The 15,211-nt window shown below is 76.5% G+C and carries 10 protein-coding genes; 9 read left to right on the forward strand and 1 reads right to left on the reverse strand.

Annotation, left to right across the window (positions count from 1 at the left end; all coding sequences use genetic code 11):
• Positions 1-165 precede the first annotated feature (165 nt).
• The 3 genes from AA0005_RS06560 (at position 166) to AA0005_RS06570 (ending at position 2,081) form a co-directional block, all read left to right on the forward strand.
• Positions 166-378 (forward strand): hypothetical protein, encoded by a 213-nt coding sequence (locus tag AA0005_RS06560; RefSeq protein ID WP_413452609.1) that lies wholly within the window; start codon positions 166-168, stop codon positions 376-378.
• A gap of 102 nt (positions 379-480) precedes the next feature.
• Positions 481-1,740 (forward strand): hypothetical protein, encoded by a 1,260-nt coding sequence (locus tag AA0005_RS06565; RefSeq protein WP_413452610.1) that lies wholly within the window; start codon positions 481-483, stop codon positions 1,738-1,740.
• Between the two features lie 68 nt (positions 1,741-1,808).
• On the forward strand, positions 1,809-2,081 hold the full coding sequence (locus tag AA0005_RS06570) for a hypothetical protein (protein WP_413452611.1): 273 nt from the start codon (positions 1,809-1,811) through the stop codon (positions 2,079-2,081).
• Positions 2,082-2,146: 65 nt separating this feature from the next.
• On the opposite strand, the gene AA0005_RS06575 is transcribed toward AA0005_RS06570, so the two are convergent.
• The gene (locus AA0005_RS06575) at positions 2,147-2,539 is read right to left on the reverse strand and encodes a DUF3151 domain-containing protein (RefSeq protein ID WP_413452612.1); all 393 of its coding nucleotides are present in this window, start codon (positions 2,537-2,539) and stop codon (positions 2,147-2,149) included.
• Between the two features lie 89 nt (positions 2,540-2,628).
• On the opposite strand from AA0005_RS06575, the gene AA0005_RS06580 reads away from it, so the two are divergent.
• The 6 genes from AA0005_RS06580 to AA0005_RS06605 all read left to right on the forward strand — a co-directional run bounded on the left by AA0005_RS06580 (position 2,629) and on the right by AA0005_RS06605 (position 15,206).
• A complete protein-coding gene (locus AA0005_RS06580) occupies positions 2,629-2,988 on the forward strand; it encodes a DUF4180 domain-containing protein (RefSeq protein WP_413452613.1) in 360 nt (119 codons plus the stop codon).
• Between the two features lie 123 nt (positions 2,989-3,111).
• A complete protein-coding gene (locus AA0005_RS06585; RefSeq protein WP_413452614.1) occupies positions 3,112-7,473 on the forward strand; it encodes an FtsK/SpoIIIE domain-containing protein in 4,362 nt (1,453 codons plus the stop codon).
• Positions 7,473-10,928, forward strand: coding sequence for a fibronectin type III domain-containing protein (locus AA0005_RS06590; RefSeq protein ID WP_413452615.1), 3,456 nt, complete (start codon positions 7,473-7,475; stop codon positions 10,926-10,928). The genes AA0005_RS06585 and AA0005_RS06590 overlap by 1 nt, the downstream gene beginning before the upstream one ends.
• Positions 10,925-11,905: an AAA family ATPase gene (locus tag AA0005_RS06595; RefSeq protein WP_413452616.1), complete on the forward strand. Its 981-nt coding sequence runs from the start codon at positions 10,925-10,927 to the stop codon at positions 11,903-11,905. Before AA0005_RS06590 ends, AA0005_RS06595 begins: the two co-directional genes overlap by 4 nt.
• Positions 11,902-13,074 carry a DUF58 domain-containing protein gene (locus AA0005_RS06600; RefSeq protein WP_413452617.1) on the forward strand — a complete coding sequence of 391 codons (1,173 nt, stop codon included), beginning with the start codon at positions 11,902-11,904 and terminating at the stop codon, positions 13,072-13,074. The genes AA0005_RS06595 and AA0005_RS06600 overlap by 4 nt, the downstream gene beginning before the upstream one ends.
• Positions 13,071-15,206, forward strand: a complete 2,136-nt coding sequence (locus AA0005_RS06605; RefSeq protein WP_413452618.1) for a transglutaminase domain-containing protein — start codon at positions 13,071-13,073, stop codon at positions 15,204-15,206. The genes AA0005_RS06600 and AA0005_RS06605 overlap by 4 nt, the downstream gene beginning before the upstream one ends.
• The last annotated feature ends 5 nt before the right edge of the window (positions 15,207-15,211 follow it).

Here is a 15,211-nt window from a genome sequence, read left to right on the forward strand (position 1 = left end):
CGGAAGTTTCCACCCCGCCGGGGATGGAATTGTGCGACGCACTGCTCCTAGGGTTCCGGGTGTCGGGAAATACCGACCCAAGACCACGAGGAGAATGTCATGGGCCACGACGCCTCTCGCTTTTCCGGAATTGACACCACCTATGCGCGCGAGAGCTCGCGACAGATGGACGCGAACGCTCAGGACCTCGGCGCGATGGTCGGCAACGTCTCCGCGATGCTCAACTCCGTCACCTGGGTCGGCCCCGCCGCCAAGCGGTTCAAGCAGGACTGGGACGGCGCCCTGCGGCCGGAGCTCGAGGCGGCGACGCAGTCGCTGAGCGAGAACGCCCGTGAGCTCCACCGCCGCGCCGAGATGCAGGACCAGGTCAGCCGCTGATTGAGCGGAACATTCCACCCCCGCGGCACTGGCGTCGGGCTGAAAAGCCGTCGGTAACGTCATCGGAAACACCACGAAAATTCAGGGAAGGAGGTCAGAGAAATGTTCCAGGGAGCAGATGTCAGCGGTCTCGACGCGATGGCCCAGAAAGCCCAGGACGGCGCCGACTACGCCAAGAAGGTCGCGATGGCGCTCAAGATCCTGGTCCGGGCCCTCAAGGCGATGTCGTGGACGGGCTGGGCGGCCGGCTACGCCGCCTACCTCGAGGCCACGGTCATCCCGTGGGTCGAGGCCACCGGCGAGGCGCTGGAGAACTTCGCCAAGGTGCTCCGCATGGCCTCGGCGCTGCAGAAGGCCGTGAGCGAGGACTCGCCGCGGGTGGCGATCCCGGCCTCGGCCTACGTCCCGCCGCAGCTGCCCACGAGCTCGGCGGTCAACGCACCCTCGCTCAGCCGGCCCGACACCGCCGTGGCCAACGCGGACATGCCCACGGTCTCGGTCGGGGACGGCGCCGTCGTCGTCATCCCGATCAGCATCGGCGGGACCACGAGCTCGCTGGGCCAGACCGCCGCCACGGGTGCCGGTGGCCAGGTCACCACGCCCTCGGGCGTGACCGTGAGCTGGGGCGGCGGGACCGGCTCGTCCGGGACCTCCGCAGGCGGCACCGCGCCGGAGACGAGGACGACGTCGTCCTTCGGGCCCGTGAGCACCTCACCGGTGAGCGGGGCGCCCGTGCCCGCGCTGGCCCCAGGCACCGTTCCACCGGGTGGCGCTGCACTCGGGGGCGGCTCGAGCGGCGGTGGCGGACAGGTCGGCAGCGGCCTTGGCCTTGGCGCGGCGACAGGCACCGGCGGCACGACCGGCGGACTCGGTCCAGGTGGCCTCATCGGCGGGTCCGGTTCGGGCGGCTCGATCGGCAGCCTGGGCACGGGAGGCTCCTTGGGCGGCTCGTCGGGCAGCTCCGGTACCGGTGGCTCTGCACCGGCTGGCACGGGCGGCGGCCTCATCGGCGGCTCCGGTTCCGGCTCCGGCTCCGGTGGCGGCTCAGGCGCCGGCCTCGGCTCGGGCACCGGCAGCGGTGCGGCCGACTCGGACGCGAGCTCCGGCCTCCTCGGCTCCACCAGCCGCGCGACCACGACTCCCGGCGACCCCACGGTCCGCGCCACCCCGGCCGCCACGGCGGACGCAGCTGGCGCAGGCCTCGCCGCACTCGGTGCCCCGGGCACCCTCACCGCGGGCTCGTCCTTCAACCCTGCAGCGCTGGCCGCGCCGCTCGGGCTCGCCGGCCTCGGTGCCGCGGGCCTCGGCGCCCTGCGCGCCCGGACCGGGGACACCGACGGGGGAGAGGAGCTCCTCGACTGACAGCACGACGCACCACCAGCACCACCTGACAACCCACCACAGCAGCACCCCACGAAAGGACTACTCAGATGAGCACCGGAACCCTGTACGGGATGGACATCAACGCCGCACGCGACCTCGTCCGCGTGATGAACGGCGACGCGGACACCATCAACCAGCTGACCGCGCGGCTGACCCAGCACCTCGAGGCCACCCCCTGGTACGGCCCGGACGCCCAGCGCTTCCGCGGCGACTGGACCGGCCAGTACGTCCCCGCCCTCCAGAACGTCGTCCGCGCCCTCCAGGAGAACGCGCAGATCCTCTCCCAGCAGGCCGACGACCAGGAGCGTGCCTCCAGCTGACCCGCCCCAGACGCAGCAGGGTCCGGCTCCCACGAGCCGGACCCTGCTGCGTCGTGCGTGAGGACTCAGGCCGTAGCGTCCCTGAGGAAGGTCCGGCAGCGCTCGGCCTCGTCGTCCTCCCCGATCGCGGCGGCGGCGTCGGCGAGGGACTCGAGCGCCGCGAGGAAGCCCTGGTTGGGGACGTGGTCGGCGGGGATCGGCCCCTGCCCGCGCCAGCCCGCGCGACGCAGCGCGTCCAGGCCGCGGTGGTAGCCGGTGCGCGCGTAGGCGTACGCGGCCACCGGGTCCTCCTCGCTCATCGCGTCACGCGCGAGCACCGCCCAGGCAAAGCTCGACGCGGGCAGCCGGGCGGCGACGTCCCGGGGGTCGTCGCCCCGCTCGACGGCGACGCGGGCGGCCATGTCGGGGTGGTCGTCGGGCAGGTACGTGGGGTCCGGTCCCAGGAGGTTCTTCTGCATGCGGCCCAGTGTCGCAGGTGACCAGGTGCCCGGGCGGGCGAGCGCGAAAAGCCTCGCGCCGCCGTCGTCGTCGGTCCTAGCGTGCACTCATGAGCGTCCAGACCGTCGGGAGCACCGTCGTCCTCCACCTGCCGCCCGAGGGGCGGGCCATCGCCTCCGAGCAGGACGCCCTCGACCTCGTCGGGGACACGTGGGGGACGGGCGCGGAGGTCGTCGCGGTGCCCGCCGAGCGCCTGGCGCCGGCCTTCTTCGACCTGCGCACCGGCCTGGCCGGCGCGGTCACCCAGAAGCTGGTCAACTACCACCTGCGCCTCGTCGTCCTCGGGGACATCAGCGCCCACCTCGAGGCGAGCGGCGCGCTGCGCGACTTCGTCCGCGAGTCCAACCGCGGCCACCACGTGTGGTTCCTCGTCGACGCCGCGGAGCTCGCCACCCGGCTCAGCGCATGACAGTCGGCCGCCCATGAGGCGGAACCTTCCACCCCGCGAGCCCTGGACCCCCTCCCGGGCCCTCCCTACCGTCGGACCCAGTGCCCCACTCGGGCGGCACCGGACCCGAGGAGGAGCCCCGCGATGTGGCGACTGAGCGTGCTGCCGAGCAAGGAGAGCCGGCTCTCCCCGGTCGACGTCGTCGTCGAGGCCGAGCCGGACGGCTCGGTCGCCGACCTCGCCGCTCGCCTGGGCGCGCACCTCGGCGGTGACCACTCCCGCCTCCTCCTCGCCCCGACGACCGACGGCCGCCCGTGGCCCGCCTCCCGCCGCCTCGCCGACGCCGGCCTGCGCGACGGCGACGTCCTCACCGTCTCCTCGGTCACCGAGGACTGGCTCACCCGCCCCGCGACGAGCACCCGGCCGCGCGCCGTCGTCCACGTCCTCACGGGACCGGACGCCGGGCTGCAGGTGCCGGTGACGGGCGACGTCGTCACGGTCGGCCGCGGTGCCGACGCCGGCATCCGGCTCAACGACCCGCTCGTCAGCCGCACCCACGCCCGCGTCATGCTCTCCGGCACCCCGCTCGTGCACGACGCCGGCTCGGCCCACGGCACCCGCGTCGCGGGGCGGCCGGTCACCGCGCCCACGCCCGTGGAGTGGGGCGAGCACATCGAGGTCGGTGGCACCGTCTTCACCCTGCGCGAGGGCGCCGTGGCCGGGCGCGAGCGTGGCGTGCTGCGCCCGCCGCGCTTCGGGGAGGAGGTCGTGCCCGCCGAGCTCGACGTGCCCAGCCCGCCGGCCTCCCCCCGCCACATCCCCTTCCCGTGGCCGATGATGCTCATGCCCGCGCTCATGGGCGGGGCGATGTTCGCCACCACCCGCAGCGCGATCTCCCTCGTCTTCATGGTCGGCTTCCCGCTCATGATGGTCGCCAACCACGTCGTCCAGAAGCGGCAGGCACGCCAGGAGCACGCCGCCGAGGCGCGGCTGTGGCGCCAGGACGTCAAGGACGTCCTCGCCGCGCTGGACACGGCCGCAGCCGCCCAGCGCGAGCACGCCGAGGACGACGACCCGGACCTCGACGTCGTCCGCGACCGCGCCACCTCCCGCCACCACCGCGTGTGGGTGCGCCAGGCGGAGGACGCCGACTTCCTCCAGGTCCGCGCCGGCCGCGGCCCCCGCCCCGCGCTCGTCCAGGCCAAGGCGGTGACGAGCGGTGACCGCGCCCTGCGTGCCGAGCTCGCCGCCGCTGTCGCCGCGCGCTCCACCTTGCAGGACATGCCCGTGCCGGTGCGCTTCGCCGACCACCCGCTCGTCGCCGTCACCGGCCCCACCGAGCGCACCGACGCCTGGGCCCGCGCCGTGCTCGTGCGGCTCGGCGTCACCCACTCGCCGACCGACCTCACCGTCGCCGCCGCCCTCGGCAGCGGCCGGGCGGGGATGGAGTCGTGGCTGCGCTGGCTGCCCCACGCGGCCCGCCGCAGCGGCGGCGGCCCGTGCGTCGCCGTCGGCCCGGGGGAGGGACAGGTGCTCCTCGAGGACCTCCTCACCGTCGACGCCGCCGCGAGCCACACGCTCGTCGTCGTCGACGAGCACGCGGGCCTCCCGCGCCGTGCCGTCGAGCGGCTCGCCGCCGTCGCCGCGGACCCCGACCGCCGGCTGCGCGTCCTGTGGCTGGGCGAGCGCATCGAGGAGGTGCCCGCCGCGACCGGTCTCGTCGTCGACCTCGACGACTCCGCCGTCAAGGTCCGCGACCGCGGCGGCGTCGCGCCCCTCACCGCGATCGACCAGCTCGACCTCACCGGCGCCTGGCGCACCGCCCGGGCCCTGTCCGGCTACCAGGACGAGGCCGCGACGGTCGCGGCCGAGGCGCTCGTCCCGCAGCAGGTGCGCCTGCCCGAGCTCGCCGCTGACCTTGCCTCCCTCGACGATGTCGACGCCGTCCTCGCCCGCTGGTCCGCCGGCCGCGGCCTGCGTGCCCAGCTCGGTGCCGGGGCGGACGGCGTCGTCACCATCGACCTGCGCGAGGACGGCCCGCACGGGCTCGTCGCCGGCACCACCGGCGCGGGCAAGAGCGAGCTGCTCCAGTCCCTCATCAGCTCCCTCGCGCTCAACAACCCGCCCTCGCGGATCAACTTCCTCCTCGTCGACTACAAGGGCGGCGCCGCCTTCCGCGAGTGCGCCGAGCTGCCCCACACGGTGGGCTACATCACCGACCTCACCCCGGCGCTCGTCCAGCGCGCGCTCGTGTCCATGCACGCCGAGCTCAGCGCCCGCGAGCGGCTGCTCAACGAGTACGGCGCCAAGGACCTCGTCGCGCTCGAGGCGAGCCACCCGGGGGTCGCGCCGCCGTCGATGCTCATCTGCGTCGACGAGTTCGCCGCACTGCTCGCCGAGGTCCCCGAGTTCGTCGACGGCATGGTCTCCATCGCCCAGCGCGGCCGCTCCCTCGGCATGCACATGCTGCTCGCCACCCAGCGCCCCGCCGGCGTCGTCACCCCGCAGATCAAGGCGAACACCGACCTGCGCATCGCCCTGCGCGTCGCCTCCCCGGACGACTCCGTCGACGTCATCGACGCCCCCGACGCCGCCCACATCTCGCGCCGCAACCCCGGCCGTGCCTGGCTGCGCCGCACCGGCCACGGCACCCGCGAGCTCGTCCAGGTCGCCTGGGTGGGCGCGCGCGAGGAGGCCGCCGAGCAGCGCGAGCGGGTCGTCGTCGCCCCCTTCACCGCGCGCGGGCTCGAGCAGACGACGACGGCGCAGGCCGGCACGGTCCACGAGCTCACCGACCTCGAGCGCATCGTCGAGACGACGACGGCGGCCTTCCGCCGCTCCGGCCGCCCCGCCCCGAAGCGGCCGTGGGTGCCGGCGATGCCGCCCGTCGTCGAGCTCGCCTGCGCCGCGCCGGGCGTCTTCCTCCTCGGCGAGGAGAGCGGCACGCGCGCCACGGTCGGCCCCGGCCAGGCGCTGCTCGGGATGGTCGACAGGCCGACCGAGCAGGAGCAGGTGCCGTGGGTCGTCGACTTCGCCCGCGCCGGCCACCTCCTGGTCTTCGGGGCCTCGGGCTCCGGCAAGACCGAGCTGCTGCGCACCCTCGCGGCCACCGTCACCGGCGCCGACGAGCCCGCCCCGCCCTGCGTCTACGCGATCGACGCCGGGGGAGGGGGACTGGCCTCCCTCGAGCGGCTGCCCTCGGTCGGCTCGGTCGTCACCGTCCAGCAGCTCGAGCGGATGCTGCGCCTGGTGCGGATGCTGCACCAGAGCGTCGAGCACCGCGGGTCCGTCCTCGCCGCGCACGGCGTGGCCGACGTCGACGCGCTCGCCACGGTCGGTGAGCCGATGCGGCGCATCCACCTGCTCGTCGACAACCTGCCGGCCGTCATGGAGGCGCTCGAGGGCGGGGGCGCGCTGCGCCGCCAGCACGGCGAGCAGCTCGTGACGATCCTCCAGGAGGGGCGCCGCTGCGGCGTCCACGTCACCGCGACCGCGCCCCAGCGCACCGGGCTGCCCAGCCAGCTGCAGGCCGCCTTCGGCCAGCGGCTCGTCCTGCGGATGACCGTCGCGGACGACTACCCCATGCTCGGAGTCCCCGGCGACGTCCTCGACGCGGACTCCGCCCCCGGCCGAGGTCTCGCCGGCAAGGACGAGGTCCAGGTCGCCACGGTCGGCGCCCCCGGCACCCCGGAGCAGGCCGCGCGCCTCGACGCGCTCGCCGCCGTCGTCGCCGACCGCTACGCCGAGGCGCCGCGCGTGCCCGTGCCCGTCATGCCCACCCTCCTGCCGCAGCACCTGCTGCCGGCGCCCACGAGCGACGACGTCGTCGTCGGGGTGGAGGAGAACCTCGTCTCCGGGGTGAGCCTGCCGCTGCTGGGCGGTCCGCTGCTCGTCACAGGCCGGTCCCGCTCGGGGCGCACCGGCTTCCTCGCCGGTCTCGCCCAGCTCGTGCGCCGCTCCCAGCAGCCGCCGGCGGAGGTCGTCCTCGTCGGGCCGCGGGCGACCCAGCCGGTCACGACGGCGGGGGAGCCGCTGCGCCCGGGCGAGGTGGCCGACGTCGTCCTCGACAGCCCGGAGGCGGTGGTCGAGTGGGCGCAGAACTCGACTGTCGGCGACACGGGAGGCGACGGCGGATGGCGGCTGCTCCTCGTCGACGACGTCCACGAGTGGGAGCGGGCCTGGGAGGCGAACGGCGCCGAGCGCGCCGCCGTCGAGGCCCTCGCCGAGGTGACCCTCCGGGCCCCGCGCACCGCCGTCGTCGTCGTCGCCGACCCGGACGAGGCGCGCTCCCGCCAGCACATCCTCGGCCTGGTCGCGACGGTGCGCAGGTCGCGGCGTGGGATCCTCCTCGGCCCGGAGATGGGTGACGGTACTCTCATCTCCGCACAGGTCCCGATGAACAGCCATGAGGCCCTCACGGGGCCGGGACGCGGGCTGCTCGTCAGCGGTGGGACCAGCCACGTCGTCCACGTGCTGTCCGCCAGCGGTGCCGAGGGAGTTTCGTGATGGGGAGGATCGCCGACGCGTGGGCCCGCCTGACGCGCGGGGCGCGCGGAGAGCGTGGCGTCGTCGAGGCCGGCGTCGCGGCGGCCGGTGCGGTCCTCGTCGTGGGCGCGCTCGTCGGCAACGGGGTCGCGAGCACCGTCATCGACATGTCCGACGGCCAGACCTGGCTGCCCGACGAGGACGGCCGCATCGTCCAGATCAACCCCGCGACCGGGCAGCCCGAGCGGCGCCTCGTCGTCGGCGGGCCGGGCAGCGAGCTCGACGTCGCGCAGCGCGACGGGCACCTCGTCGTCACCGACCTCGCCACCGGCACCGTCACGTCCATCGACCTCGCCTCCCTCATCGCCTCGGGCTCGCGCGGCCTGGACGGGGAGGACACGAAGGTGCTGCTCGGCGGGGGGATGGTCGTCGTCGTCGACCTCTCCCCGGGCACCGTGCGCGCCGTCGACCCGCTCACGCTCGCCGACCTCGGCCGCCCCTACCGCACCGACGACCTCGCCGACGCCGTCATCGACGACACCGGTGAGGTCTGGCTCGTCACCACCGAGGGCCAGCTGCGCTCGGTCACCTTCGACGCGCGCGGCGGCACGTGGGGCGTGGGCACCGACCGCCCCGTCACCGGCGCCGGCCAGCAGACCCGCCTGCTCCCGCACGACGCCGGAGCGACCGTCTTCGCCCCCGACGGCGGGGTCGTGGTCCAGGTGGGCAACGGCGCCGACACCGCGGTGAGCGTCGCCGCCCTCGAGGGCAGCGTGCTGCCGGCGCCGACCTCGCCCGCCGACCTCGCCCCCGCGTCGGTGCCCGAGGCCGGGCTCGTCGTCATGCTTGCCGACCGGGAGGCGCTGACCGTCGCCGTCTCCGAGATCGGGTGCCGCCGGCCCGGGGCGCCGCAGGTGTTCAACGACCTCGTCTACGTGCCCTGCCCGGGCGACGGGCGCGTCGTCGTCCTCGACCGTACCGGCGCGCGCGCCGCGGAGGACATCATCGTCCCCGGCGGCGGGGACCCCGAGCTCGTCGTCGACGACGGGCGCCTCATCGTCCGCACGCCCACCGACGGTCGGATCGTCATCGTCCAGGCCGACGGGACGACGTCGACCGTCGACATCTCCGCGGCCGACGTGCCCGTCCAGGACGCCACCCGCCCGGCGCCGGTACGGCCGGGTGCGGGTGGTGGCTTCTCGCCCTCGCCCGCCGGCCCGGGGTCGCCCGCGGCACCTCCCGGCAGCAGCGAGTCGCGGGAGGAGACGAGCGGGCCGGACGGCCGCCCCTCCCGGGAGCCCACCGAGGGCACGGCCCCGCGCGACGACGACCCTCGGCCCCCGGGCGCGAGGCCGAGCGACCCGGGAGCGCCGCCCGGTCCGGGCAACGACCCGAGCGACCCCCAGACCGACCCGGCGGACCCGGGAGACCCGGCCGGCCCCGGCGACCCGGGCGACCCCGGCGACCCGGACGGCACCGGCGACCCCGACGGTCCGCCGACCGACGGCCCGGGCGACCCCTCCGACCGTGTGCCAGGCCAGGTGCGCGCCCAGCTCCAGGCTGACACCAGCGTGCTCGTCACGTGGGCGCAGCCGGTCGAGCAGCCCGAGGCCTTCGTCGTCGCCACCTCCGAGGGCAGCGCCGTCACCGTCCCCGGCACCGAGGCCTCGGCCACGCTCACCGGACTCACCTGCGGGCGCGACCTCACCGTGCGCGTCGAGGCGCAGTACGCGAGCGGTGAGCCCGGCGTGGGCACCGCCGCCGTGACGACGGCGGACTGCGCGCAGCCCACCCCGCCCGACCCCGCACCGGCGGGCGTCTCGGCCCGGCTGGAGGGCGACGGCAGCGTCTCGGTGACGTGGACCGCGCCCGAGCAGCGACCGGCGAGCTACACGGTCGCCGCGTCCGACGGCTCCCGCGTGAGTGCTCGCGGCGGCGAGACCTCCGCGACTCTCACCGGCCTGGCCTGCGAGCGGACGCTCACCGTCACCGTCACCGCCCTCCACGCCGACGGCACCGAGGGGGCGGCGAGCGACACCGTCCGCACCGCCGACTGCCCGCGCAACCCGGCGCCGTCGGACGTCACGGCCCAGCTGCAGGGCGAGGACGTCCGCGTCTCGTGGACCCCACCCCGGGACGCGCCCGCGAGCTACACCGTCGCCGCCTCGGACGGCACCGCCGTCACCGCCGGCGGCGGCGCGAGCTCCGCCGTCCTCGCCGACCTCACCTGCGGACGCACGCTCACCGTCACGGTCACCGCGCACCACGCGGGTGGCACCGACGGCGCCGCCTCCGCCCAGGTGACGACGGCGGACTGCCCGGCGGGACCGGACCCGGCCACGCCGGCCGGTGGGGTCAGCGCCTCCGCGCAGCCGGACGGCTCGGTGCGCGTCACCTGGACCGGTGCGAGCTCGGGCGCCGACCGCTACGTCGTGCGGCCACTCGGCGGCGGTGGGACGACGGCGGACGGCTCCGCCCGCGACGTCGTCCTCACCGGTCTCACCCCGGGCGCGCCCTACCGCTTCGAGGTCGAGACGCAGCTCGGGTCGACGACGGCGGTCTCCGCCGCCTCGAACGAGGTCACCGTGGCGAACGTGCCGGGGACCGTCAGCGGGCTCAGCGCCTCGGTGGTCGACCGGACGGGCTCACAGGTGCGCGTGGCCGTGAGCTTCTCCGGCGCCCCGGCGAACGGCTCTCCCGTGACCGGGTACCGGGTCGAGCACTCCGGTGGGGGCACGTCCGGCTCGACGACGACCGGCGGGACGTCGACGACGCTCACCGTCGCCTGCAGCGGTCAGGCCCTGTGCACGACCGGCGGCCAGCTCACCGTGAGCGTGCAGGCCACGAGCCAGGTGGGCAACGGCGCCGCCGTGAGCACCACGGTGAGCGTGCCCGCACCCCCGCCGCCGCCCCCAGCCAACGGGGACGCGGTGCTGAGCGGGGTCTACAGCGGCACCCCGGGACTCCACGACTCGGCGATCCCAATGTACGTCGACGTCCTCGCCCACCCGAGCTGGACGGGCTACACCGGCACCTGCAGGATCGACGTCTCCGGTGCACAGAACGGCTCGTGGACCGTCCCCTGCAGGGCCGGGCAGGTGTACGTGGGCGCCCTCGAGCAGTTCCAGAGCATCACGGTGCGGATGACGGCGGTCGAGGCCGGCGTCAGCTCGGCCGCGGTCAGCGGCGAGGCGCCGCCGCGCAACCAGTGGGCGCAGTGCGACCTCACGACCGGGATCTGCACCGACCCCGTCTCCGTCCCCGGCGACCCGCCCGTCGAGATCGTGCCGGCGCCGTGGGTGCCCCCGCAGGTCCCGAACCCGCCGGTGCTCGTCGCCGGGCTGCTCCTCGTCGGTGCCGCCGGCACGCTGCGCAGCCTCCGCCGCGCCCTCACCACCCCCACCTTCGCCGACAGCTCACTTGTCGCCCAGAGCTCACCCACCGCCCCCGAGAACAGGAACGAGACCACCCCATGAGTGCCGCCCCCGCCGTGACCGAGGACGACATCGCCCGGTTCCGCGTCCTGCACGAGTCCACCGTCGACGCCGTCGCCGGTGCCCTGCGCGGCAAGCGCCCGGCGATCGAGCTCGTGCTCGTCTCGCTCTTCGCCGGCGGCCACGTGCTGCTCGAGGATGTCCCGGGCACCGGCAAGACGACCCTCGCCCGCGCGGTCGCGGCCGCGGTGGGCGGCAGCTCCCGGCGCATCCAGTTCACCCCGGACCTGCTGCCGGCGGACGTCACCGGCACCTCGGTCCTCGAGCCCGGCAGCGGCGAGATCCGGTTCCGGCCCGGGCCGGTCTTCTCCAACGTCCTGCTCGCCGACGAGATCAACCGCGCCGCCGCCAAGACCCAGTCCGCGCTGCTCGAGGTCATGGCCGAGCACACGGTGACGGTCGACGGCGTGGGGCACCGCGTCCCCGACCCCTTCGTCGTCATCGCCACCCAGAACCCCATCGACCTCGACGGCACCTACCGCCTGCCCGAGGCGCAGCTCGACCGCTTCCTCGTCCGCATCACCCTCGGCTACCCCGACGCCGAGCACGAGCTCGACGTCCTGCGCCCCGGCGGGGGAGCGGGCGCCGTCGAGGAGGTCCGGGAGGTGACCACCCCGGACGAGGTCGCCGCCGCGAGCCGCATGCTCCGCGGCGTCCACGTCGCCGAGCCGATCCTGCGCTACGTGCGCGACCTCGGCGCCGCCACCCGCGACGACGACCGACTCCGCCTCGGCGCCTCCACCCGCGCCCTGCGCGGCATGGTCGCGTGCGCGCAGGTCTTCGCGGCCTCGCAGGGCCGCCACTTCGTCGTGCCCAGCGACGTCCAGCGGCTCGCCGTGCCGGTGCTCGCGCACCGCGTCGTCCTCACCCGCGACGCCGTCCTCGCCGGGACGACGACGGCGCAGGTCGTCACCGAGCTCGTCGACCGGGTGGAGGCGCCCCGCCCCGTCCCGGCATGAGCGGGCCGGGTGCCGCCCCGAGCCGGCTGCGGCCGACGTCGCGCGGCTGGGCCACCGGTGCCACCGCCGCGGCCCTCCTCGCGCTCGGCTGGTGGGCGGACTACCCGGGCGTGACCGGGCTGGGGCTGGGGCTGACCGCCCTGCTGGCCTGCGCCGTCGTCGGCCTCCTCCTGCCCGCCCCGGTGAGCGTGCGCCGCACCGCCCGCCCGCCGCGGGTGGCGCGCCTGGACGAGTGCACGGCGAGCGTCGAGGTCGTCAACGACTCCCGCTGGCTCCCGGTGAGCGCGCGCGGGGTCGACCTCGTCGACGGCGAGCCCACCGAGTTCCCGCTGCCCCGCCTGGCCCCGGGCCAGCGCGTCCGGGCCGAGGTCCCCATCCCCACCCGCCGCCGCGGCACCGTGGAGTTCGGGCCGCTCGTCCTCCACCGCTCCTCCCTCGCCGAGCTGCTGCGCAGCCGGCGCAGCCACGGCACCTACACCTCCGTCGTCGTCGAGCCGCGTGTCCTGGACGCCGTCGGCCTGCCGCCGGGCGCCCGCCGCGGCCACGTCGGTGCGGACGAGCGCATCGAGCACGGCGGCACCGACCTCGTCGGCATGCGCGAGTACACCCCCGGGGACGACCTGCGCCGCGTCCACTGGAGCACCAGCGCCCGCCGCGGCACACTCATGGTCCGCCAGGACGCCGACCCCTCCGCCCCGCACCTCACCGTCCTCCTCGACGACCGCGCCGCCGGCTACACCGATGACGGCTTCGAGGAGGCCGTCGACGTCGCCGCCTCCCTGCTCGCCACCGCGGCCCTCGCCGAGAGCCCCGGACGTGTGCGCACGCTCTCCGGCAGCGTCGACGCCGAGAGCCCGGTGAGCCCCGTCGGGGCCGGCCTGGACCCCGCGGTCCTCGGCCTGCTCGCCGAGGTCCGCGCCGTCACCGGCCCCGTGCCGGCCGCGCACCGTGCGCTCGTCGGCGCCCCCGACGTGCTCGCCATCGTCACCGGCGCCGGCGCGGACCTCGCCGACCTCCTCCTCGACGCCGCCGCCGCACCGGCCGGCGTGGTCCTCGTCGTCGACGACGCCCCGACGGCGCTCGTCACCGCCCGCGAGGGGGTCACCGTGCTCCGGGGGCCCAGTGCCGAGGACCTCGTCCACGGCTGGCGGACGGCGGTGGCGCGGTGAGGCAGCGCGTCGCGCTCGTCGCGTGGAGCGCGCTCGTCCTCGCGCTCGCCGCCGTCCCGGTCGCCGACTCCTACCGCTCGCCGTGGACGGTGGCCCTGCTCGCGCTCGCGGCGCTCGTGCCCTTCGGCCTCGTCGCGCTCGGGCTGGCGCTGGGCGTGCGGCGCTGGGCCGTGGCCGTGGCGGGGGTCGCCCTCGGCGGCGCGGGCGCGATGGTCGTCCTCGACTCCGCGGTCGGCCCGGTGCCCTCGTGGCGCACCAGCCCCGCGCTCGAGGCGCTCGGGCCGCTGCTCGACGCCGTCCCGCGGCTGCTCACCGCGCCCCGCCCGGCCCCGACCACCCCCGACCTCCTCGCGCCCGCGCTCCTGCTCGTGTGGCTCGTCGCGCTCGTCGTCGCGCTCGTCGTCGTGCCCTCCCGTGCCGCGCGGGCCGCCCCGCTCGTGGGCGCCGCGGTGCTCTACGCCGCCGGGGCGCTCCTCAGCGCGGGGCGGGCCGACCGTCACGGGGTGCTCGCCGTCGTCCTCGTGCTCGTCGTCGCCGCCGGGTGGACGCTGCTGCCGGGGCGTGACGCGCCCGCGCACGGGCAGGGCCGCTCGGTCGCCCTCCCGCTCGCCGCGACCACCGTCGCCGCCGCCTTCGCGCTCGTCGCCGGCGCGCTGCCCGCGACCGAGCCCTTCGAGCCGCGCGCCCACGTGCCACCGCCGCAGCTGCCCGCCGACGCGAGCAACCCGGTGCCTGAGGTCGCCGCGTGGAACCTCGACCCGGACCGCGCTCTCCTTGCCGTGCACCCCGGCGCGCAGCCGCTGCCCGAGCGGCTCGCCCTCGCCACCCTCGCGGACTTCGACGGCGCCGCCTGGACCCTCGACGCCCGCCTGCGCGCCGTCGGGGTCGTCGACACCCCGCTCCTGGCCGACGGCGCACGCCGCGCCGGCAGCGACCTCACCGTGGTCCTCGAGCAGCTCCACGGGGTGTGGCTGCCGTCCGCCGGGACCACGACGGCCGTCGACGGCGCCGAGGTGCTCATGGACGTGGACACCGGCTCCCTCGTCCTCCCCGGCGGCGCGGCGCCCGGCCTCACCATCCACCTCACCGGTGAGCGGGACGCGCCAACCGAGGAGGAGGTCGCCCGGGCCGGCGTGCCCCCGGCCGCCGAGGCGGGCCGCTACCTCGAGCTGCCGCGGCTGCCCGAGGAGCTGCGCGCCGAGGCCGCGGCCATCACCGCTGGCGCCGGCAGCCGCCTGGAGCAGGCGCTGGCGATCGAGGCGGCGGTACGCGCCGGGCGCACCCACGACCTCGCCGCGCAGTCCGGCTCCTCCTACGGGCGGCTCATGGAGTTCCTCTTCCTGCCGCCCGAGGAGGCGGGTCAGGTGGGGACCGCCGAGCAGTTCTCCGGCGCCTTCGCCGTCCTCGCCCGCAGCGTCGGGCTGCCCACGCGGCTGGTCGTCGGCCTCGACCTCGCCCGCGCCGCGGAGGACGGCACGGCCGACGGCGGGGTGACCGTCCGCGGCCGGCACGCGACCATCTGGGCGGAGGTGTACTTCGCCGGTGCCGGGTGGGTGCCCTTCGCCCCCACCCCGGACGAGTCGACGACGACCCCGCCGCAGGCCGTCGAGGAGGAGCCGGAGGAGGCGGGGGCCGAGGAGCCGACCGGCGCGGCCTCGAGCCCGCCGGAGCAGCGCACCGCGGCGCCGGGGTCCGAGGAGAGCGCGGCGAGCACGGGGGCGCCGGTCGCACTCGTCGTCACCGGCGTGGCCGGGGGAGCGGTCCTGCTGGTGCTGCTCGCCCTCCTCGGCCTGCGGCTCGTGCGGAGGCGGCGCTGGCAGCGGGCCGGCGCGCCCGGCGCGTGGGCGCAGGTGCTCGACGCGCTCACCCTCGCCGGCCGCCCGGCCGGCCCGGGGGACACAGCGCCCGACGTCGTCGCCACCCTGGACCCGTCCGTCCGGGAGGAGGCTCTCCTCCTCGCCGCCCGCGCCGAGGCCGCCGCTTTCGCGCCTGTGGCGGACGGGCCGGCCGGTCGCGGGACGTCCGCGGAGGACTGGCGCACCGCCCGCGCCGTCGAGCGCTCCCTGCGCCGCACCCAGCACCGGCCCAGCCGCCTGTGGTGGTGGTTCACCCCGCGCGTGTGGCGCCGCTGACCCGG

It is taken from the genome of Georgenia phoenicis, assembly GCF_047302425.1.
Taxonomy (GTDB): Bacteria; Actinomycetota; Actinomycetes; order Actinomycetales; family Actinomycetaceae; genus Oceanitalea.

What these genes read in the sequence shown, in the direction of transcription:
- AA0005_RS06565 (WP_413452610.1), top strand. Translation starts at nt 481, where the DNA reads ATGTTCCAGGGAGCAGATGTCAGCGGTCTCGACGCGATGGCCCAGAAA.
- AA0005_RS06590 (WP_413452615.1), top strand. Translation starts at nt 7,473, where the DNA reads ATGGGGAGGATCGCCGACGCGTGGGCCCGCCTGACGCGCGGGGCGCGC.
- AA0005_RS06570 (WP_413452611.1), top strand. Translation starts at nt 1,809, where the DNA reads ATGAGCACCGGAACCCTGTACGGGATGGACATCAACGCCGCACGCGAC.
- AA0005_RS06575 (WP_413452612.1), bottom strand. Translation starts at nt 2,539, where the DNA reads ATGCAGAAGAACCTCCTGGGACCGGACCCCACGTACCTGCCCGACGAC.
- AA0005_RS06580 (WP_413452613.1), top strand. Translation starts at nt 2,629, where the DNA reads ATGAGCGTCCAGACCGTCGGGAGCACCGTCGTCCTCCACCTGCCGCCC.
- AA0005_RS06585 (WP_413452614.1), top strand. Translation starts at nt 3,112, where the DNA reads ATGTGGCGACTGAGCGTGCTGCCGAGCAAGGAGAGCCGGCTCTCCCCG.
- AA0005_RS06600 (WP_413452617.1), top strand. Translation starts at nt 11,902, where the DNA reads ATGAGCGGGCCGGGTGCCGCCCCGAGCCGGCTGCGGCCGACGTCGCGC.
- AA0005_RS06595 (WP_413452616.1), top strand. Translation starts at nt 10,925, where the DNA reads ATGAGTGCCGCCCCCGCCGTGACCGAGGACGACATCGCCCGGTTCCGC.
- AA0005_RS06560 (WP_413452609.1), top strand. Translation starts at nt 166, where the DNA reads ATGGACGCGAACGCTCAGGACCTCGGCGCGATGGTCGGCAACGTCTCC.